The sequence below is a fragment of the Haloarcula salina genome, from assembly GCF_010119195.1.
GTDB classification, from domain to species: domain Archaea; phylum Halobacteriota; class Halobacteria; order Halobacteriales; family Haloarculaceae; genus Haloarcula; species Haloarcula salina.
Genome location: NZ_WRXL01000006.1, coordinates 64,304 through 84,733, shown reverse-complemented (window position 1 = coordinate 84,733; position 20,430 = coordinate 64,304). Strand labels below are relative to the sequence as shown.

Genomic DNA, 20,430 nt, shown 5'->3' with positions numbered 1-20,430 from the left:
GGCCGCGATTCAGGCCCCGTCCAGCACCTCGTGGTAGAACTCGACGTGTTCGTCGGCCACGTCCTCCCACGTTCGAACCTCGTACTCGATGGGCGTCTCCAGCGACAGCGCGTGTTCGATGCCGTCGGCGATGGAGTCAGAGTTGGGTTCGACCTCTGTGACGCAGTCCTCGTTGAGAAGCTCGGCGGCCCCGCTCTCGCAGGCGACGACGCGCGTGCCGACCGACAACGCCTCGACGATGGTGATGCCGAAGGGCTCGGCCAGCGACGGCGAGACGAACAGGTCGGCGCTCTCGTAGTAGTCTCCGAGTTCCTCCTGCGGGAGGTAGCCCGGGAAGACGACCTGGTCGTCGATGTCAAGCAGCTCCGCGAACCGTTCGAGCTGGTCGGTGAGGTGGCCCGACCCGCCGAGGACGAGCGTGATGTCGTCCCGGCGGAGCTTCGAGAGCGCGTACAGCAGGTACGAGATTCCCTTCTGATCGGTGTGTCGGCCGACGAAGAACAGCATCGGCCCGTCGATGCCGAGTTCGGCCTTCACGTCTCGGTCGGTCGGCTCGACCGACGAGAAGCCGTTGTAGATGACCGTCGAGTCGACGTCGTAGTGCTCGCGGATCCGACGCTGGGTGAACTTGCTCACGGCGACGACGTGGTCGGACCGGTTGGCGACCCGCTGTTCCGTCTCGACCTCTCGCTGGGGCGGCGAGACGTTCCGGTCGGCCGACAGCGAGTGGAAGGTGCTGATCCACTCCACGTCGTGGGCGGACGTGGCCCGCGAGCCGGGGTTGTAGCCGAACCAGTCGTTCGTGTGGATGATGTCGGCGTCGGCCGCCCTGTCGGCGAACTCCCCGGCGAGTCGGCCGATCCGCGTGATGATGTCGCCGTTTCCGGTCGGGACGCCGTGGATGCCCTCCCTGTCCGCCGGGGCGTACTCGTCGGGCAGTACCAGTTCGAACTCCACGTCGTCTCTCGGTTCGAGCTGATCGAACAGTTCCCCGACGGCGGTGTCGAGCCCGCCGGTGACGTTCGGCGGGAATCCCCATCCGAGCATCAGGACTTTCGGTGGCATCTCTCTGGCTGGCACTCCTACGCCAACGTCGGAAGGAGGCGGTATATATGTTTGCGTGCCCGCAGATCGGCGGTCCCGGCGGTCGCGACTCGTCCGACCGTCGCGGCCCCGGCGGCTCCGGGCTACCCGTGTCTTGAAATAGCTGACAGGGAAACAGTGGCGTATGCGATTCCAACGACAGAGTGGCGTCTTTCTCCACCACACGTCGCTGCCGAGCCCCCACGGCATCGGCGACCTCGGCTCGGGTGCGCGGGCCTTCGTCGACTTCCTCGACCGGGCCGACCAGTCGCTGTGGCAGTTCTGCCCGCTCGGGCCCACGTCGAGCGTCCACGGGAACTCGCCCTATCAGTCCGCCTCCGCCTTCGCGGGCAATCCCCTCCTCGTCGACCTCCGCGACCTGGTCGAGCGGGGCTACCTCGACGACGGCGAAGTCGAACCGCCCGACGGCGTCTCGGACCAGCAGGTGCGCTACGACCGCGTCACCGCGTTCAAGACCGAGCGTCTCCGGACGGCGTTCGAGCGCTTCGAGGAGCGTGCGAGCGACGACGACCGAGCTGCCTTCGAACGGTTCCGCGAGCGCGAGTCGGCGTGGCTCGAGGACTACGCGCTGTTCACCGCCTTGAAAGGGGCGCTCGACGACGGGGCCTGGGTCGACTGGCCGGCGGGGATCAAGACCCGCGACCCGGACGCGATGGCGCGGTACCGCGAGGAACTCGCCGACGAAGTCCGATACCACGCGTTCGTCCAGTGGTGTTTCGACGAACAGTGGCGCGACATCGCCGCGTACGCCGACGAGCGCGGCATCGGACTGGTCGGCGACCTGCCCATCTACGTCGGCTTCGACTCGGCGGACGTGTGGGCCAACCCCGAGGCGTTCCGGCTCGGCGACGACCGCCGCCCGACGGAGGTGGCCGGCGTCCCGCCGAACATGGGCGACGACGGCCAGCGCTGGGGGAACCCGGTGTACGACTGGGACGCCCTGCGCGCGGACGACTACGGCTGGTGGCTCGACCGCTTCGAGCGGCTGTTCGACCTGATCGACATCGCCCGCATCGACCACTTCAAGGGGTTCGACGAGTTCTGGTCGATCCCCGCCGACGCCGAGGACCCGGCCGCCGGCCAGTGGCGCGACGGCCCCGGCGCGCAGTTCTTCGAGACGGTCGAGGCCGAACTGGGCGACCTCCCCTTCCTCGTGGAGGACCTGGGCTTCCTCGACGAGGGCATCGTCGCCCTCCGGGACGAGTTCGGCTTCCCCGGCATGCGCGTCCCGCAGTACGCCGACTGGTGCGAGGAGGGCCACATGTACCAGCCGATGCACTACCCCGAGCAGTCCGTCGGCTACACCTCGACCCACGACACCGACACCGTCGTCGGCTACTACCGCGACCTCTCGGACCGCCAGCGAGACTGCCTCCACTACAACCTCGGGACCGACGGGAGCGAGATCAACTGGGACCTCATCGAGGCCGTCTGGAACTCCAACGCCGGCGTCGCGATGACGACGATGCAGGACCTCCTCGGTCTGGGGAGCGACGCCCGGTTCAACGTCCCGGGCACCGCGACGGGGAACTGGCAGTGGCGCGTGACCGAGGACGGCCTCGGCTCGGACGTGGCAGAGCGCCTGCGGCAGGTCACCGATCGGACGATCCGCTGACGCGGTTCCCGACCGCCGGCGCGCCGGGAACCGCCGAACGGCCCGTCTCGCTCCCGTCAGGCTGGTTGTGATGATCTGAATTACCGACAGGGATAATGGTGCCGGTGACCGAACTGTGGGCATCTGTTTACACTCATCCAGTCAAGTCTGAACACGGTATGACACCATGACCGACTCCACTCAGTCGCTCGCGACCGAGACCGTCCTCGAACTGCTGAGGAAGCCATCACGGAGAGTGGTCGTCGACCGACTCGCCGACGCGTCCGAACGGGCGACTCTCGATACGCTGGCCGAGGCGTTGCGGAAGCCGGCACACGCCGAGACCCCCTCTCACGAGCGCACCGACGCCCCGAGCGTCCACCTTCACCACGTCGATTTACCGATGCTAGCGCGAGCGGACGTTATCGAGTACGACCCGGACGCGGGGACGGTGGGGCGCGGGACGAACTTCGAGGAAGTGGCCGACCTGCTGGAACTGATCGAGAATCATCGGGGCGACGGGTCGGTGGCGTTCTCCTGAGAACGGGGCCGCGCTAGTCCCGTGTCCTGTCGAGTTCCCAGGTGAACAGCGCCTTCAGAACGACGACCAGGCTATTCGTCGCGCCCGCGCCCCAGATGGCGGTCTCGTCGCGGGGTTCCGGCGGGTGATCGCCGTTGCCCTGGACGAGGACGCTCACGAGCGTCCGCTCCCGGTCGGCCATGAGGAGCCGGCCCGCGGGCGTGTCCGTCCAGTCCCAGAGCGAATTGAACAGTTCCGCGTCGGGGACCGTCTCCCGGACACGTTCCTCCGCCGGCCCCGACATCTGCGCGAGTCGGATGGAGACCCCGCGGTCGCTCGCGGCCGCGAGGCTCTCGACGATTTCGTCGGTGAGTAACGTCTCGGCGGTCGTGTACACGACTTCGTCTTCGGCGGTCGCGACGAAATCGACGACGCGCTCGGACACCGTCTCGCGACCGGTCACCGTCCAGACGCCGCGCTGCTCGCTGCGGCGGTCCGAAGCCGTGAGGGAATCGAGCGCCTCGGTCATGGTGGTCACGCGGTGGTCGTACTCCTGCTCGAAGTGGCGACCGACGGTCTCCGAGGAGATCGCCCAGAACCGCTTCGGACTGGTCCGTTTCACGTCGACCAGCCCGCGCTCACGGAGTTCGTCGGCCGCGTCGTAGACGCGCGTTCGGGGGACATCTGCCACGTCCGTCACGTCCTGTGCCGTCCCCTCGCCCAGGGACGCGAGGGCCACGAACGTCCTGGCGGCGTAGGTACTGAGGCCCAGAGCCTTGAGTTGCTTCACTGCCGTGGACCACGCCTGGTCGGAGTCGTCGCTAGACATCGGGTGTCACTGAGATCGTGAAAACAACGCCGATCGGCCGCGGGTACGATCTCGATGCCTGAGTGAGCAAATCTGTGGGAACACGCTGGAATATTCTGGGGGAGATACACGTATAGATGTACTGTAATTAATTGGGTGAATAGATTTCGGGATTCTCCCTCGTACGTCCCTGAGGCTCCCTATCGCCGGAAAAATCTGTAACTCGTCGAGTTACGGAGTCGGTGAAACAGGGGAACGGACTAAACCCCTTGGCCGAGAACCAGACACAATGGGAAACCAACTGCTACATGACCGACCACTCTGACAGTGAGCAAGCGGTCGAGTTGCTCAAGCAACTCGGCCTCAAGGAGTACGAATCGAAAGCGTTCGTCGGGCTCACGCGCCGAGAGAGCGGGACGGCCAAAGAGGTCAGCGAAACGTCCGGCGTCCCCCGGACGCGCGTCTACGACGCGATTCGCGTGCTGGAGTCGAAAGGACTCGTCGAGACGCAGCACCTGAGCCCCCGGATCTATCGGGCCGTCTCCATCGACGAAGCCATCAACACGCTCAAGGCCGAGTACCTCGACCGGACCGAGTCGCTCCGCCGGACGTTGATCGACCTCGAACCGGCTCCCGACACCTCGACCGAAGACGTCACGCACGAGGTGTGGGCGCTCTCAGGCGATCAGGGGATCACCGCTCGGGCGCGGGAACTGATCGACGGGGCGTCGGAGGAAGTCCTCCTGGTCATCGGCCACGAGGACGTCTTCTCCGAGGACCTGGCAGCGCAGTTACGGGCGGCCCGCGAGCGCGGTGTCGACGTCATCGTCGGCACGGCTTCGGAGGCGCTCCAGTCCGACATCCGCGACGAACTGGGCGGTATCGAAGTGTTCGTCTCGACGCTGGACTGGCTGAGCCGGTCGCCGCTGCCGAACGACAACACGGAGATCAGTCGACTCCTGCTGGTGGACCGCGAGGCGATCCTGGTGAGCTCGTGCAGAATCGCGGACGGGGGCCGGCGAACACACGAACAGGCCGTGTTCGGGCGCGGGTTCGACAACGGCCTCGTCACCATCGTCCGACGGCTGATGGCGACCGGGTTGCTGTTCAACGAGAGCATAGAGAGCGGCGGGTCCTGACCGTCGCGCGTGCCGGCCATTCCGCCGACGGTCTGTGTCCCGTGAACTCCGTCGCAATCCGACTCAGCGGACACGCTCTGACCCCTACGACCCGTATATGGTACCGTAACGCCAGTAAAACTACTGCATAGGAGAGAAATTCATGCAAATATACGATATTTAATACTAAAAACCCATGGTCGATAACACAATGGGGAAATTGAGAATGAACGCTGAAAGATCGAAGTACGATCGAATATACTGATCCTATCGGGCCAAATATAGATATAAAGATCTGGGCCGGATGAACTACCGACCCCACTTTGTCCGCACGAAACGAACGGTGTCGACGAGGACATACAGCAGATCCGATGAGCGACGCGATCTCTGACCGGAGAGACGTACCCGTCTTCGGCGTGTTTCGAATCCATTCGTCTACTGTCTTCTGTCGACGGGAATAACAACCGTACGGGTGGTAGTCTCAGTCACCTTCTGTTCGGCACACCCCAACGGCGCTGACAGCGGTACCCCTCTCTGAGGGAGACGTGGCTGTCGCCACATGGTATCAGGTGACTACGAACAGCGAATGAGGGACTCAACGACACGGTGTGGGGGCCATGGGGAGACACGAAGAGATGGAGAGGCCTCCAGTCAGACGGTGTCGTGCCCTGTACGGAGCCACACGACCGACGCCTTCGGATGTAGATCGAGCACAGAATACTGGTTTGTCAGTCGACCGGTGAAGCAGTCAGAGCGGTGCGAACCCGGCGTTCTATAACACAAAACCAGCAGTCGAGACGGAACGATGATTCAGCGGACCATCGGTAGCTCAGTAGACAGCAGCGAGATCCGCTCTCCCTCTCGCGGTAGCTGTGACTACAGATCGGCCCACGGTCGGACGGAGTCCTGTGGAGCGGGTACGACAGAATAACACTAGTACGCTCGTTATTCTCTTCGCGGTCTCGCTGTGATCGCCCAGTTGCGACCGGCTCGTATCCGTTTTGTGACGCAAAATAGCTCATTCGATCCGGAATCGCACCGAAGACCGTGAGAATCTATGGCGTGGACACCCGTTTTTGGCCGTCTAGAGAGAGCTACTGGTCGTGATTCTATTGTGGAAATATGGTCCAGAGACGGGCCAACTGTCCAGATATCGTCACACAAAACTGTAAAGTGCCATCGGTCCGGAAATACACCATGGTACACACGGCGAAGAACCCCATTCGGTCCGATCTGACGCTGTTGGCGATACTCGAGGGAGTGGAACGCCTCGGTGGGGGCACGATTCGGGAGGTCGCCGACGAGACGGGCATCACGAAGAGCACAGTTCACAACCACCTCAGTACGCTTCGACAGGAGGGGTACGTGATCAAGAAGGGCGATAGCTACCAGCTCGGACTACGGTTTCTCACGCTCGGCGAGGCCGCACGGAACCAGGGGCCGCTGTTCGCTTTCGGGCGACCGGAGGCCGACCGGATCTGCACCGAGACCGGCGAACTCACCAACCTCTCGACCATCGAAAACGGGCGCGGGGTGTATCTCTACCGAACGAAGGACGAACCCGAAGTGCGATTTTCGACGGATGCCGGCGAGTACCACGACCTTCACTGCTCCGCGACCGGGAAAGCGATGCTCGCGTTTCTGCCCGACCGGGTACTCGACGACGTCATCGAAACGCACGGACTCACTGAACACACGCCGAACACGATCACGTCGCGCGACGCGCTCGAAGACGAACTCGAAACCGTCCGTGAGGAACAGCTCGCACTCGACCTCGAGGAGTACGAGAAGGGACTGCGCTGTATCGCGTCACCGATCCTCGACGAAAACGATGAGACGCTCGGTGCCATCAGTCTGTCCGGACCGGCGATGAAATTCACTGGCGAGTATTACCACGAGGAACTCGCCGAAGCCGTCAAGAGCGCGGCGAACGTGATCAGTCTCAATATCACGCGTACCGATGAGTCCACTTATTGACCGCTAGAGTGCCTGAAACTACTGATTTTGTCTTACAAAATCAGGGCTGCACACCTGTGTGATGGGGTGATGGAGAACATTTATAATGAATGTATTCGAATGGTGCAGTGTATGGTAAACCAGTCCGACAGTCTCGCCGAACGAAGCGAGCAAGCGCGCACAAACCCGCTTGCAGACCAGTTGAAGGAGGTCCCGGTCATCGACATGGACGTCCACACGTCGTTCAGACACGAAGAGATCCAGCGCGACATGCTGGCTCACCTGGACGACCCGTACCGTCAGGAAGTGGAGTACTACCTCGAGCCGGGGCACTCCTCCTACGACGGTCTGTACCCGACGGACAACTACAACCGCGACCTCAACGGCAAACTCCCGACCGAGCTGATGCAGGTCACGGACTCGAAGGAGGACATCGACGACGTCCTGTCCAGCGAGTTCCACGTGGACTATCCCATCGTCAACATGCTGCCGGAGCTCAACATGGTCCGGCAGACGGACAAGGCGGTCGCGTTCAACCGTGCGGCCAACAACGTCCTCGTCGAGCGGTTCCTCGACGGACACGACAACTTCCGAGGACTGGCGTCGGTCGTTCCGCACGACCCTTCCGCGGCGGCCGAAGAAGTCGACCGAATCGCCCAGGAAGATCAGATCTGCGGCGTCTTCATCAATTCGAGCGGGGTGAAGACGCCCCTCGGTGACCCGAAATACGACCCGATCTATCGGGCGGCCGAGGACAACGGTCTCCCCGTCGTCTATCACGGCGCGGCGGCTCCCGGACTGGGGCTTGACTTCCCGATCATCCAACACGAGATGCAGACGTACATGGCCAACCACGCGCTCGGCCACGTCTACTCGCAGTTCCTCAACCTCACCAGCCTGTTCGAGAACGGCACCCCGGCGAAGTTCCCCGACGTGGACTTCGTGTTCCAGGAGGCCGGCATCGCGTGGCTGTCGCTCATCTTCAGACTCAACCGTGAGTACAAGCAGCGACGGAGCGAGGTCCCGCTGCTCGAAAAGACGCCCGAGGAGTACGTCCGAGACCAGTTCTACTTCGCCACCCAGCCGCTCGACGAACCGAACGACCAGCGCATGATGAAACAGCTCATCGAGATGTGGGGCGGCGACGTGCTCATGTTCGCGACGGATCACCCTCACTTCGACATCGACAACACGGAAGCGCTGCTGAAATTCATGGGTGACTTCTCCGAGGAAGAGCGTAACAAGGTGCTCTACAAGAACTCCGCGGAGGTCTTCGACATCGACGTATCAACATGAGCACGAACACCCACGACCTGGCGCTCGACGACGACGAACACGTCGTCGCCAAGACGGACGAACTGGCCGAGGGCGAGCGACTCATCGCGCTCTTGGACGGCAAGGAGATCGGCGTGTTCAACATCGGCGGCGAGCTGTACGCGTACCCGAACTGGTGTGCCCATCAGGGCGGTCCGCTGTGCGAGGGGATGCTCAGCGGCACCGTCGAGGGCGAGTTCGACCGAGATTCCCTCGAAACTGAACTCGAGTGGAATCGCGAAGGCGAAATCCTGAGCTGCCCCTGGCACGGCTGGGAGTTCGACGCCACGAGCGGCGACTGCCTCGTCGACGACGGCTGTCGGCTCCGGTCGATCCCCGTGCGAGACGAATCCGGCCACGTCGTCGTCACGCTGTAATCACACCTGCAACCACTCCATCCAACACCACACCAACCAATGTCTGAACAATCATCTGTCGAGAGAGAACGAGTCACGGACACCGAACTGCTCGCGAAATACGAAGAGCTGTACACGCCGGCAATCGCCGACGTGCTCCACGAGTACGGCCACGAGGAACAGACGCTCGACCCGCAGATCACCCCGCTCGAAGACGGGATGAACGTCGTCGGAAGCGCCTTCCCGATCGTCGGCCGACCGAACCGCAGCGTCGACGCCGACGAGGTCCTGGGCCGCTTCCTCGAAATGCACGAGGACGTGCCGGAAGACGGCGTCATGATCTACGACACGAACGACACAACGTCGGCCCACCTGGGCGAACTGGAAGTCACGTCGCTCCAGCCGAGCGGCGTCGCCGGTGCGGTCATCGACGGCGGCGTCAGAGACACGAGTGTGATCCGCGATCGGGGCTTCCCGGTGTTCAACAAGTACACGTCGCCTGTCGACTGCATCTTCCGCTGGGAACTGCTCGACTGGAACACCGACGCGGTCGTCGGCGGCGTGCGGGTCTCGCCGGGTGACATCGTCGTCGGTGACGGCGACGGCGTCGTCGTCGTCCCCCAGGAGATCGCCGAGGAGGTCGCCGAAGACGCCCACGACATGGCCACCTCGGAGGACGCGGTCCGCGACGCGCTCGAAGAGGGCGTCGAAGCGACCGAAGCCTACGAAGAGCACGGAACGTTCTGAGAAGCGGCCGCGTTCCAGTTCACGACGAGTCAGCCGCGAAAACGAAGGGACAGACGCCGACCGCGTCGGTCAGTAGTTCGAGTAGACCGTCTTGGTCGTCGTGAAGAAGTCGACTCCCGCGTCGCCCTGTTCGCGATAGAGTTCGTTCGAGGAGTCTTTCATCCCGCCGAAGGGGACGTGCAGTTCGAGGCCGGTGGTCTTCTCGTTGACCTTGACCACGCCGGATTCGACGCCGTCGACGAACGCGCCGATCTCGTCGGCGTTCTCGCTGACGATGCTCGCCGAGAGTCCGTACTCGGTGTCGTTCGCCACGTCGAGGGCCTCCTCGAAGTCGCTCACTTCGATGACGCTCAGGAGCGGCCCGAACACCTCCTCCTGGGCGATGCGCATCTCGGTGTCTACGTCGGAGAACACGGTCGGCTCGACGTAGTGACCGCTGTCGTACTCGCCGTCGCTGAGCGCGTCACCGCCGGTCTCCAGCGTGGCACCGTCGTCGTCGGCCACGTCGACGTAGTCGAGCGTGACCTCCAGTTCGGACTCGCTGACGTGCGGACCCATGTCCGGGTCTTCGAGTCCGGGACCGATGTCGAGCGATTCGGCGTACTCGACGACGCCGTCGAGGAACTCGTCGGCGACGTCCTCGTGGACGATGGCGCGGGAAGCGGCCGTACAGGCCTGGCCGGTGACGCCGAATGCCCCCGCACCGACGATATCGACGGCGTCGTCGACGTCCGCGCTGGGCATGACGACGGTGGGGTTCTTCCCGCCCATCTCGAGCTGGACGCGCTTTTGATCCTCGGCGGCCTCCTGGTAGACGACGTCGCCGGTCTTCGAGCTCCCGGTAAAGGAGATGGCGTCGACGGCGTCGTGAGAGACCAGGGTGCTCCCGATCGTGCTCCCGGAGCCGGTGACGAAGTTGAGGACGCCGGGTGGAAGCCCCGCGTCGTCGAGGCACTCGACCAGTTTCTTTGCGCTGATTGGTGCCTGCGACGCGGGCTTGAGGACGACGGTGTTACCGGTCGCCAGCGCCGGGGCGAGCTTCCAGGCGGGGATGGCGATGGGGTAGTTCCAGGGGGTGATGAGGCCGGCGACGCCCAGCGGCTCCTTTTTCGTCTGAATCTGGCGGTCCGAGGCGCTCGCCGGCTTGCTGGTCCCGCCGTGGTCGCGGGCCTTCTCCGCGTAGTAGAACAGGATATCGATGGCGCGCTGGACTTCGCCTGCTGCCTCTGAGCGTGTCTTCCCCTCTTCGCGAACGAGCGTCTCGACGAGTTCGTCTTTCCGGTCGCCGGCGATTACGCCCGCGTCGCGGAGGATGCGACCGCGCTCGGGACCGGACGTGTTCGCCCACTCTTCCTGTGCGTCGGCCGCGGCGTCGATTGCCCACTCGGTGTCGCTTTCGGTCGAGTAGGGGAGCCGTCCGACAACGTCTGTCTCCGCCGCTGGATTCGTGACGGTGAACGTCTCGCCCGATTCGGAAGCGACCCACTCGCCGTTACAGTAGTTGCGATGCTCGGTTGGCATACACCCATCCTGTTGCAATCCCTCTGTATAATTGTTTGGGATACAGGGTGTTCGAGCGCTCTCGGACGTCCGACTCGTCGCACGCACCTTGGGCCGAGATTCGCGGACGGCGCGGTGTTCGGCCGGCTCACACCCCAGAATATTCCGGGTCGTCAGTAAGACTTAAATGTCTGGGATCCAGACCATCAGAATGAATCATGGATAATAGTAGACGGTCGTTCCTTCGGTCAGCAGCAGCAATCGGTGTCGCAAGCACGGCGGGATGTACGAGCCTGGTCGGCAGTGGGGGCGGAGGGGCCGGCAGTATCACCATCGGTTCCAAGCGCTTCGCCGAGCAGGAGATCCTGGCTCACATGTCGATCATCGCGCTGGAAGAGAACACTGACCTGGAAGTCGTAGACGAGACCGGCCTCGGGGGCACGTCGCAGAACGTCAACGCGCTCAAGAACGGCGAGATCGACAGCTACTGGACGTACACCGGAACGCTCTGGCATCAGATCCTCGGCGAGTCCGAGGTCATCGCCGACCCCGAGACGATCTACGACCGGGCCGAGGCGGCCGCCGAGGAGAAGTGGGGGCTGACGCTCACCGAACCGTCCAAGGCCGACGCGACCTGGACGATCATCGCACGCCCCGACTGGGCGAACGACACGGGAATAGAGACCATCAGCGACTTCGCGGGGTACATCAACGAGGGGAACACCGACTTCACGTTCGTCTCGTACACCGAGTACGCCGAGCGCGAAGACGGGCTACCGGCGCTCATCAGCGACTACGACATCGAACAGTCCATGTGGGACGAGGTCAGTCTGAAGAAAGTCGGCTACGGTGGCCTGAACTACCAGATCCTCAACGACGATCAGGCGGTGGCGACCTCCGGCTGGCAGACGCAACCCCAGATCTTCCGATACGACCTGCAGATCCTCGAAGACGACAGGGACCACTTCTCGGCCTACGACATCGTCCCCATCATCCATCAGGACTTCATCGAGGAGCACCCCGAAGTCGAGGAGACGCTCGATGCGGTCGCGCCGACCGTGACGACGGAGAAGATGCAGAAGATGAACCTGGACGCCAGCATCGAGGACAAGGAGCCCTCGAGCGTCGCCCGAGAACACCTGAAATCGGAAGGACTCATTTAACATGAGTACGCTGGCGACCCTCGTAGCGGATTCCGCCGATCTCACGCCGGTACTGCAGGCGTCGGGTGTCCAGCAGTATCAGACGTTTCTCTCACGGTACGCCGGCGAACTGCTCGTCCTGGTGGCCGAGCACATCGACATCATCGCCGTGTCGATGCTGCTCGCCATTCCCATCGGGATCACGCTCGGCGTCCTGATCACGTTCAACGAGACGGCGGCCACCGTGGTCCTGTGGCTCGCCGGCGTCGCGATGACGGTCCCGAGCATCGCGCTGTTCGGGCTCCTCATCCCGGTCTTCGGCATCGGCGAACCGCCCGTCATCGTCTCGCTCGTCGTGTACTCACAGCTCCCGCTGGTCCGGAACACGTACGTCGGACTGAACGGCGTCGACGACGCCGTGACGCAGGCCGGCCGTGGGCTGGGGATGACGCAGGTGGAGCGACTGCGCCAGATACAGGTCCCGATGGCGCTGCCCGTCATCATGACCGGGCTCCGAAACGCCGTGGTCATCATCATCGGCGTCGCCGCCATCGGGGCGTTCGTGGGAGCCGGCGGACTCGGCGACTTCATCTTCCAGGGTATCCGGGAGCGGAACGTCCCCATGATCGTCGTCACCACCGTCGTCCTCGTGCTGTTGACGCTGGCGTTCGACTACCTCTTCGCCATCAGCGAGCAGTTGTTCAGACTCAGGAACGGCGAACAGATCGACCAAGCACGACCGACCCGCGCACTCTGGAAAATACTCTCATGAGCCAACACGCAATCGAATTCGAGAACGTTCGGAAATCGTACGGAGACACGCTCGCGCTCGACGGAATCAGTTTCTCGGTCGAACCGGGAACCACGACGGTCCTCGTCGGGCCGTCGGGCTGTGGAAAGACGACGACGATGAAGCTCGTCAACCGCCTCGAAGACCCGACCGACGGGACCGTCAAGTTCGAGGGACAGGACGTACAGGAGGTCGACAAGATCGACCTGCGTCGGAGTATCGGTTACGTCATTCAGGACATCGGGCTGTTCGACCACATGACCGTCGCCGAGAACGTCGCGACGGTCCCGCGACTGCTCGACTGGGACGAGGAGCGAATCGACGAGCGAGTCGACGAACTGCTGGAACTGATGGACCTCCCGCCGGCGCAGTACCGCGAGGACTACCCGCGAGAGCTCTCCGGCGGGCAACGTCAGCGGGTCGGGGTCGCCCGCGCCCTCGCCGCCGACCCCGACGTGATGCTCATGGACGAGCCGTTCGGGGCGCTCGACCCCATCACGCGGGACAATCTCCAGGACGAGTTCCTCGAGATTCAGGAGCAGATCAACACCACGATCCTGTTCGTCACCCACGACATCGACGAGGCGCTGAAGATGGGCGACAAGATCGCCATCTACGACGTCGGGGAGGTCGTCCAGTACGACACGCCCGAGAACATCCTCGAGAACCCGGCCACCGAGTTCGTCGAGGACTTCATCGGCCAGAACCGCGGCCTGAAGAAACTGCAGGTGCTCGAGGTCGGCCACATCATGAGCACCGACGGACGGATCGTCGGCCAGTCGTGGGCAGACGTCAGATCCACAGGGTCGGTTCCCGCGGAGGTCGCCACCGACGAGTCCGGGACGCCCGCCCACGTGGCCGCGGACCAGAGCACCGAGACGGCGCTCTCGAAGCTCGTGGAGTCCGACGGCTCGAAACTCCCGGTCGTCGAGAACGGGAGCGTGGTCGGGACGGTGAGCGTCGACCAGATCAACGACGCCTCGTCGGAACCGAAGGAGATCGTATATGAGTAATCTGCTGTTCGAGGCGTTCACCTACCTGACGAGCAACTTCGACACGTTCCTGGCGCTGTTGCGAGAACACATCGTGCTGGTCCTCGTGGCGCAAGTGGCCGCCACGGTCGTCGCCGTGACCGCCGGCATCCTCGCGACGCGGAACGAGCGAGTCAAGACCTGGGTCCTCTCGGGCGGCAACGTCTCGCAGACGATTCCGCCGCTCGCGGTCATCGCGCTGGTGTTCCCGTTCGTCGGCATCGGGTTCAACTCCGCGGTGCTCGCGATGTGGGTGTACGCCCTGTTGCCCATCATCACCAACACTATCGCCGGCATCGAGGAGGTGCCCGAGAGCACGATCCGGTCGGCCGAGGGCATGGGCATGACCGACTGGGAGATCCTCCGGAAGATCCAGCTCCCGCTGGCCGTTCCGGTCATCTTCGCCGGCATCAGGACCAGCACCGTGATGAACGTCGGGACGGCGTATCTCGCGATCTTCATCGGTGCGGGCGGGCTCGGCGACTGGGTCGTCACCGGCATCCAGCTGTTCAACAACCCCCAGATTCTCGCGGGCGCGATCCCCGGCGCGCTGCTGGCCATCTCGCTCGACACCGTTCTCGGATTCGTCGAACGGAGCCTGGACACGCAGACGACGAGCGGTGGCGGCGGAGCGGCCGCGGACGCGTGAATTCGCGTCGATACGGTCTCGTGACGAGCGCGGTCGTTCTGGGCTGACTCGACACGCACACAGTCCACAAACGCGGGTCTCGAAGCGGCGCTCTCTTTCCGAAGTGTGAATCGTTATTATGGGTGGGCGGCTACGTCGAAACGTGCGAACTGACAACGACTTCCGCATGGGTATCGGTACGTGGTACCCCGACCAGCGAGAGCGATGTATCGACAGCGTCCTGTCGGCGCTGGAGCAGGGCTATCGCCACGTCGACACCGCACAGCAGTACGAAACGGAGGAGTACGTCGGCGAGGCGATCGACCGCTCGGACGTCCCGCGCGAAGACATCTGCGTCGCGACGAAGGTGCGGCCGCGAGACCTCGAACACGACCGCGTCATCGAGACGACCAAAGAGAGCCTCGACGAACTCGGGCTCGAAACCATCGACCTCCTGTACGTCCACTTCCCGCTGAAGGCCTACGACGCCGAGGAGACGCTGGCCGCGTTCGCGGAACTCCGCGAGCGTGGCTACGTCGATCAGATCGGCCTGAGCAACTACACTGTCGAACTGCTGGACGAGGCGATGGACCACCTCGGCGCGGCCCCGTTCGCCCACCAGGTCGAGATGCACCCGCTGCTCCAGCAAGAGCGCCTGCTGGAACACGCACAGGAACACGACTACTGGCTGGTCGCGTACCGGCCGCTCGTCGGCGGGAAGATCACCGAAATCGACCCGATCGTCGAGGTCGCCGAGGAGCACGACGCCACACCGGGACAGGTGACGCTGGCGTGGTTGCTGAGCAAGGATCGGGTCGCCGTGGTCCCGAAGGCCACCGGCGACCACGTCGCGGAGAACTGGGCCGCGCGGGACCTGGAACTCACGGCGGAGGACGTCGCTCGAATCGACACCATCGACCGGGAGGAACGGACCGTCACCCGCGAATCGAGCCTGATGATTAACGACGAGCCGATGCCGTGGGACCGTGCGTAGCGAAACACGGCGACAGGTAGTGTCCCGGTAGCCGCCGGCGAGTGTCGCGTAGCCGTGACGGGGACGACGCGTCGAGACGGAGACACAGTGGGCCGCGTTCGATGTTCCCCGATGTCGGTCGGCCCGCCGCTTTTCTACCGCCGTGCGAGCCAGACGAGCGCGCCGACGGTGAGGCCGAAGCAGACGAACAGGCTCGTGAACGCCGTCGAGTAGTCGAAGCGAGCCGCCATCGTACCGACGTACGCCGGCCCGAGACTGCCCACCGCGAAGTACACCGTCCGCAGCGCACCGAGGTCACCGCCCAGCGTCTCGTCGGAGAGCACCTCGGACAGGTAGACGTACATGACGGGCCAGATGGCCGTCAGGCCGACGGCGTAGGCGAAGAGCGCGGCGGCGAGGCCCACGAACGAGTCCGTGACCACCAGTAGCGCCAGCCCGACGATCCCGAATCCGGTGGCGACGATCCCGGTCCTGATCGGCGTCCAGAACTCGCTGACGGCTCCGGCCAGCGGCGTGACGACCATCCCGACGACGAAGATGAACGAGAACGCGACTGTCGCTTCGAACGACGTCAGCGACTTCGACGCCTGGAGGTACGTGGGGAGGAAACTCGCGCTCCCCTGCCAGACGAACATCGAGACGGACATGACGAGCAACACCACGTACGTCTGTCGGGAGCGGAACAGCCGACGCCCGACCGTGACGAGGTCGAGGCGGACGCGTGAAACGGAGTACGACCGGCGGTTCAGTCGGTGGCTCCCGACCGTGACGAACCCGAGCAAGACGAGGACCGGAAGGAACGCGTCTCGCCACTGCGTCGTTCCGACGACGGCGACCGCCAGCAGCGCCGACAGGGCGCTCCCGAGGTTGACCGCCGCGTCGCGAACGCCGAACGCCCGCCCGCGCTTCTCGGTGAAGTGCGTCCCGAGGAGGACGAACCCGGCCGTCTCGAACATGCCGTACCCCGCCCCGATGAGGCCGAGACCGCCGACGAACATCGGGAACGTCACCGCGGTCGCGAGCAGGAGGAATCCCGCGATCATCACGCTCTGGCTCACGACCAGGACGATCCCGGACGAGAGACGGTCGGAGTAGCGACCGCCGGGATACTGCGCGAGGGCGTTACACGCCCACATGAACGAGATCGAGACGCCGGCCTCGGCCGACGTGATCTCGAAGTAGTCGATTATCTCCGGGAGCATCGGCGCGACGACGAGGACTCCGGAGAGTGACACTACGATACCCAGCGCGTGGACGTTCAGTTGCTTGCCGCTGTGATTACGAAAGGTTTCGAACATCGATTTGCTTGCTCACTCGATCCGCATCCGATCGCTCGTTCTCTCGCCGTCCGGCTGTGCTCGGCTCGATCGCACGTCGTCAATCCGCTCCGTACTGCGGAACGTGCCCACAGTTCGGGCACTCGCCTCGTCGTGACGGCTCGAACGCTCGATTGCACTCGCTACACGCGTGCTCGTACATACGAGACGTTCCACTTCGCGGTCAGATAAAACTGCCGAGGAGAGCCGGTCGCACTCAGTCGTCGGTCGTCACGTTCGACTCGACGACGCGCTCGAACTCCGCTTCGGTGATTCCGAACACGGTATTGGCGTCCACGTCACGCGTCCGATGCACCGTCTCGACCGGGTCGCCGTCGACGCGGATCTCCCACCGACTGGCCTTCTTCGGCGACGGGTCGATGAACTGGATCTGACAGTCGAGCCGCGATTCGAGGCGCTCGACCACGGTGTGCACGTAGGTACCGTCTTGGAACTTCGGGGCGTCGTAGCCCGGCAGATCCAGTTCCTCGCGGATGTCGACGTTCTCGTCCCACCACGGCGGTGCGTCGTCTGGGTCGTCGGTCACGGACTCGTCTCCCATGCCAGAAAGTCGCGCGGCCACCACAATGAAAGTTCGCCCGCCGGCTCACTGCGAGAGCAGGACGACGGCGACGACTGCGAGGCCGAGGCCGGCCATCTCCATCGAGCCGAGGGACTCGTCGAGGAAGAGAATCGCGAGGACGGTCGTCACGAGGAGGTACATGCCGCTGATACTGGTGGCGATCGCCGCCGAGCCGGTGTCCAGCGCCGAGTAGTACGCGAGCGTTCCCAGTCCGAGGAACAGCCCGCTCGCGAGGGCGTACCCCAGGCCGCTCACCGAGCGCACGAGGTTCGCGTCCGTAACGAGCAGATAGCCACCGACTGCGACGAGTCCCGCCACGTAGGTCACGGCGACGGCGTGACCGACCGGAATCCGCTGGGTCGCGAACTTCGCCAGGAGCGCCCAGCCGGCGTAGAGGAACATCGCGGCGACCGCAAAGAGCAGCGACTGATTAGTGACCACGGTTCGACCCCGCAGATTCGGCGTCGGCTGGCGTATTCAGGCGGCGGTGCTGTCGAAACTGTGCGCGCCGGTCCATACGTCACCATGTCGGGTCACGGTGTTAAAACTAGTCGCACCGATCGGGCATCGCGCCGCGGGCCGGGTCGCAAAGCAAATTTTTATATGTGATAGAATGTGTACGTTCGTGCAGAACATGCCTTCAGAGGTCAACCGTCACCAGACACCGCTCCGCGGGCGAGCGCGGCCGTCGCTCGCTGGAGACGGTCGCCGAGCAACTCGGAGTGACAGGCGCGCTCAGGGTCGAAGGCGTCCGCGATCGGGTGCCGTGAACACGAGGTGGTGCGATGAGCGGTGACGCCGACGGGCTGGTTACGGCGTTCGTCGACGAGATCGACCCGTGGGTGTACGCCGGCGGCGCGCTCCTCACCATCCTCGCGATCTCCCTCATCGCGACCCGGCCCGCAGCCAGTAGCGAACTTCTGACGCGGTGGAACGAACTACTCTGGCGCGAACTCGGGTGGGTCTACCTGTGGGCGATGTTCCTCGCAGTCGCCTTTTGCGTGTGGCTCCTCGTCGGCCCCTGGGGGAGCATCAAGTTCGGGAAACCGGGCGACACGCCCGAGTTCTCGTACGGGTCGGTCCTGGCGATGCTGTTCTCCGCGGGGCTGTCGACCGGCCTCGTCTTCTACGGTCCCGCCGAGGCGCTGTATCACTACGGCTCCGGGATGCCGCTGTTCGGTTCGGAGGCCGAGACCGCGGCCGCCGTGCCGCACGCGATCCAGTACACGTTCCTCCACTGGGGTCTCTCGCCGTGGTCTGCGTATCTCGTCGTCGGGATCACGATCTCGTACTACGTCCACCGCAAGGACGCTCCGATCCGGCCGTCGACGGTGTTCGCACCGTTCATCGGCGTCCAGAATCTGGACAGCAAGTGGGTACGGCCGCTCGACATCCTCATGGTGGTCATCTCCGTCGGCGGCGTCGCCGTCTCGCTCGGCTTCGTCGTGACGCAGTTCCTCTCCGGACTCGCGTACAACTACGGCGTCGAAGTCGGCAACCTCGGAACGCTGTTGGTCACGGTCGGTCTCACGGTCGGGTTCACCATCTCGGCGGCTCTCGGTGTCAAGCGCGGCATCCGCCGTATCTCGAACTTCAACATGTACCTGTTCGCCTTCCTGCTCGTCGTCGTGTTCGTTTTCGGGCCGACGACGTACCTGCTCACCGCCGGGACGGAAGCGCTCGGGGGCTACATCGGCGACTTCGTCGTGATGAGCCTGTACACGAACGCCGCAAACGACATGGCGTGGGTCGGCGGTTGGACGGTGTTCTACTGGGCGTGGTGGTTCTCGTTCGCGCCGATGATCGGGATCTTCATCGCCCGCATCTGTCGCGGGCGCACCGTCCGGCAGCTCGTCTTCGCCGGCCTCGTCGGCACCTCGGCGGCCTCGTTCCCGTGGTTCGTCGTGATGGGCGGGTCGTCGCTGTGGGCGCAGACGACGGGGCGCATCGACCTGCTCTCCATCGCGTCGAATCAGGGAATCTCCGTCGTGGGGTTCCCCCTGTTCGAATCGATCATCCCCCTCGGCGAACTGTTCGCGGCCGCGTACCTCCTCCTCGTACTGACGTTCCTCATCACGACCGTCGACTCGACGACGCTGAGCCTGGCGATGTTCACCACCGGGGGCGACGAGAACCCCTCGACCGTCAACCGCGTCTCCTGGGGCGTCATGGTCGGCCTCCTCACGTCGCTGCTCCTGATATCGGGCGGTCTCGCGGCGCTGAAAGACTTCGTCGTGCTGCTGGGGCTGCCCATCGCCTTCGTCATCGCGCTCTGTATCGTCGGACTCGTGCTCGAACTGGAGCAGGCACGCCCCGTGCTCCTCACCGAGCGATACGAGGACACGGACAACGACGACACCCAGACCGTCGCCGGGTTCGTGGCCGACCGACGTTCTGTCGCGCCGGACGACGACTAGACGGTCCGGGGGAGTCCGCTATTCGACCGCGACGCTGAGAACGGGGACCGGTGATTCGAACAGTACCTGCTGGGTGACGCTCCCGAAGAGCGCCTTGCCCGTCGGGGATCGGTTGCGACCGCCGACCACGACGTACCGGGCGTCGACCGACGACGCGTACTCCACTACCTGGGTGGCCGGGTCACCGACTCGAACCGTGGTCTGTATCGACTCGGCCGTCGCAGCGTCGGTTCGCTCGGCGACGATGTCTCGACCGATGTCCTGTACCTCCGCGTTCTCGACCAGTTCTTGCCCCTCGACGGCCGTCTCCGCGATCGACGAGAGGTCGGCGCGGGAGACGACGTGCACCGCGTGGACCGACGTATCGAGGTCGTCGGCGAGTCTGTTCGCTTCGCTGAGCACTGCCTCGGTCTGGTCTGAATCGTCTATCGCTGCGACGAGTACCATACGGACGACCACGTCGGACCCACACTAAATCGCTTCGACGGCGAGTCACCACGCGTGGTCGCGGA

General features: G+C 64.1%; 20 protein-coding genes. 13 read left to right on the top strand and 7 right to left on the bottom strand.

Features of this window, described 5'->3' with window-relative positions:
• Nucleotides 1-9: 9 nt before the first annotated feature.
• Nucleotides 10-1,065 carry a glycosyltransferase family 4 protein gene (locus tag GM656_RS15530; RefSeq protein ID WP_162414763.1) on the bottom strand — a complete coding sequence of 352 codons (1,056 nt, stop codon included), beginning with the start codon at nt 1,063-1,065 and terminating at the stop codon, nt 10-12.
• Nucleotides 1,066-1,228: 163 nt separating this feature from the next.
• On the opposite strand from GM656_RS15530, the gene malQ reads away from it, so the two are divergent.
• Complete coding sequence (gene malQ / locus GM656_RS15525; protein ID WP_162414598.1) at nt 1,229-2,719, top strand: 4-alpha-glucanotransferase; 1,491 nt, start codon at nt 1,229-1,231, stop codon at nt 2,717-2,719.
• A 166-nt stretch (nt 2,720-2,885) separates the two neighbouring features.
• Nucleotides 2,886-3,239 (top strand): DUF7344 domain-containing protein, encoded by a 354-nt coding sequence (locus tag GM656_RS15520; RefSeq protein WP_162414597.1) that lies wholly within the window; start codon nt 2,886-2,888, stop codon nt 3,237-3,239.
• A gap of 13 nt (nt 3,240-3,252) precedes the next feature.
• Here the strand turns inward: GM656_RS15520 and GM656_RS15515 are convergent, their stop codons facing one another.
• Nucleotides 3,253-4,047: a TrmB family transcriptional regulator gene (locus tag GM656_RS15515; RefSeq protein ID WP_162414596.1), complete on the bottom strand. Its 795-nt coding sequence runs from the start codon at nt 4,045-4,047 to the stop codon at nt 3,253-3,255.
• A 287-nt stretch (nt 4,048-4,334) separates the two neighbouring features.
• Here GM656_RS15515 and GM656_RS15510 point away from each other — a divergent pair, with 287 nt between their 5' ends.
• From GM656_RS15510 to GM656_RS15490, 5 genes are all read left to right on the top strand, one after another.
• Entirely contained in the window at nt 4,335-5,165 is an 831-nt protein-coding gene (locus GM656_RS15510; RefSeq protein ID WP_174242993.1) for a TrmB family transcriptional regulator, read from the top strand.
• 1,176 nt (nt 5,166-6,341) lie between these two features.
• Nucleotides 6,342-7,121: an IclR family transcriptional regulator gene (locus GM656_RS15505; RefSeq protein ID WP_162414595.1), complete on the top strand. Its 780-nt coding sequence runs from the start codon at nt 6,342-6,344 to the stop codon at nt 7,119-7,121.
• Between the two features lie 111 nt (nt 7,122-7,232).
• A complete protein-coding gene (locus GM656_RS15500; protein WP_162414594.1) occupies nt 7,233-8,396 on the top strand; it encodes an amidohydrolase family protein in 1,164 nt (387 codons plus the stop codon).
• On the top strand, nt 8,393-8,791 hold the full coding sequence (locus GM656_RS15495; protein WP_162414593.1) for a Rieske (2Fe-2S) protein: 399 nt from the start codon (nt 8,393-8,395) through the stop codon (nt 8,789-8,791). Before GM656_RS15500 ends, GM656_RS15495 begins: the two co-directional genes overlap by 4 nt.
• Before the next feature lie 39 nt (nt 8,792-8,830).
• The gene (locus GM656_RS15490) at nt 8,831-9,517 is read left to right on the top strand and encodes an RraA family protein (RefSeq protein ID WP_162414592.1); all 687 of its coding nucleotides are present in this window, start codon (nt 8,831-8,833) and stop codon (nt 9,515-9,517) included.
• A 69-nt stretch (nt 9,518-9,586) separates the two neighbouring features.
• Here GM656_RS15490 and xacF read toward each other — a convergent pair whose 3' ends face one another.
• Entirely contained in the window at nt 9,587-11,038 is a 1,452-nt protein-coding gene (xacF, locus tag GM656_RS15485) for a 2,5-dioxovalerate dehydrogenase (RefSeq protein WP_162414591.1), read from the bottom strand.
• A gap of 197 nt (nt 11,039-11,235) precedes the next feature.
• On the opposite strand from xacF, the gene GM656_RS15480 reads away from it, so the two are divergent.
• The 5 genes from GM656_RS15480 to GM656_RS15460 all read left to right on the top strand — a co-directional run bounded on the left by GM656_RS15480 (nt 11,236) and on the right by GM656_RS15460 (nt 15,602).
• Complete coding sequence (locus tag GM656_RS15480; protein WP_162414590.1) at nt 11,236-12,180, top strand: glycine betaine ABC transporter substrate-binding protein; 945 nt, start codon at nt 11,236-11,238, stop codon at nt 12,178-12,180.
• 1 nt (nt 12,181) lies between these two features.
• Nucleotides 12,182-12,931 (top strand): ABC transporter permease, encoded by a 750-nt coding sequence (locus tag GM656_RS15475; protein WP_206673728.1) that lies wholly within the window; start codon nt 12,182-12,184, stop codon nt 12,929-12,931.
• Nucleotides 12,928-13,962, top strand: coding sequence for an ABC transporter ATP-binding protein (locus GM656_RS15470; protein ID WP_162414589.1), 1,035 nt, complete (start codon nt 12,928-12,930; stop codon nt 13,960-13,962). Before GM656_RS15475 ends, GM656_RS15470 begins: the two co-directional genes overlap by 4 nt.
• On the top strand, nt 13,955-14,629 hold the full coding sequence (locus GM656_RS15465) for an ABC transporter permease (protein WP_162414588.1): 675 nt from the start codon (nt 13,955-13,957) through the stop codon (nt 14,627-14,629). Before GM656_RS15470 ends, GM656_RS15465 begins: the two co-directional genes overlap by 8 nt.
• Nucleotides 14,630-14,795: 166 nt before the next feature.
• Nucleotides 14,796-15,602, top strand: a complete 807-nt coding sequence (locus GM656_RS15460) for an aldo/keto reductase (RefSeq protein WP_162414760.1) — start codon at nt 14,796-14,798, stop codon at nt 15,600-15,602.
• 134 nt (nt 15,603-15,736) lie between these two features.
• Here GM656_RS15460 and GM656_RS15455 read toward each other — a convergent pair whose 3' ends face one another.
• From GM656_RS15455 to GM656_RS15445, 3 genes are all read right to left on the bottom strand, one after another.
• Nucleotides 15,737-16,837: an MFS transporter gene (locus GM656_RS15455; protein ID WP_162414587.1), complete on the bottom strand. Its 1,101-nt coding sequence runs from the start codon at nt 16,835-16,837 to the stop codon at nt 15,737-15,739.
• 298 nt (nt 16,838-17,135) lie between these two features.
• Nucleotides 17,136-17,480, bottom strand: a complete 345-nt coding sequence (locus tag GM656_RS15450; RefSeq protein ID WP_162414586.1) for a hypothetical protein — start codon at nt 17,478-17,480, stop codon at nt 17,136-17,138.
• A gap of 45 nt (nt 17,481-17,525) precedes the next feature.
• A complete protein-coding gene (locus tag GM656_RS15445; RefSeq protein ID WP_241692801.1) occupies nt 17,526-17,942 on the bottom strand; it encodes an EamA family transporter in 417 nt (138 codons plus the stop codon).
• 344 nt (nt 17,943-18,286) lie between these two features.
• On the opposite strand from GM656_RS15445, the gene GM656_RS15440 reads away from it, so the two are divergent.
• Nucleotides 18,287-19,918, top strand: coding sequence for a BCCT family transporter (locus GM656_RS15440; RefSeq protein WP_162414585.1), 1,632 nt, complete (start codon nt 18,287-18,289; stop codon nt 19,916-19,918).
• An 18-nt stretch (nt 19,919-19,936) separates the two neighbouring features.
• Here GM656_RS15440 and GM656_RS15435 read toward each other — a convergent pair whose 3' ends face one another.
• Complete coding sequence (locus GM656_RS15435) at nt 19,937-20,365, bottom strand: universal stress protein (RefSeq protein WP_162414584.1); 429 nt, start codon at nt 20,363-20,365, stop codon at nt 19,937-19,939.
• Nucleotides 20,366-20,430 lie beyond the last annotated feature (65 nt).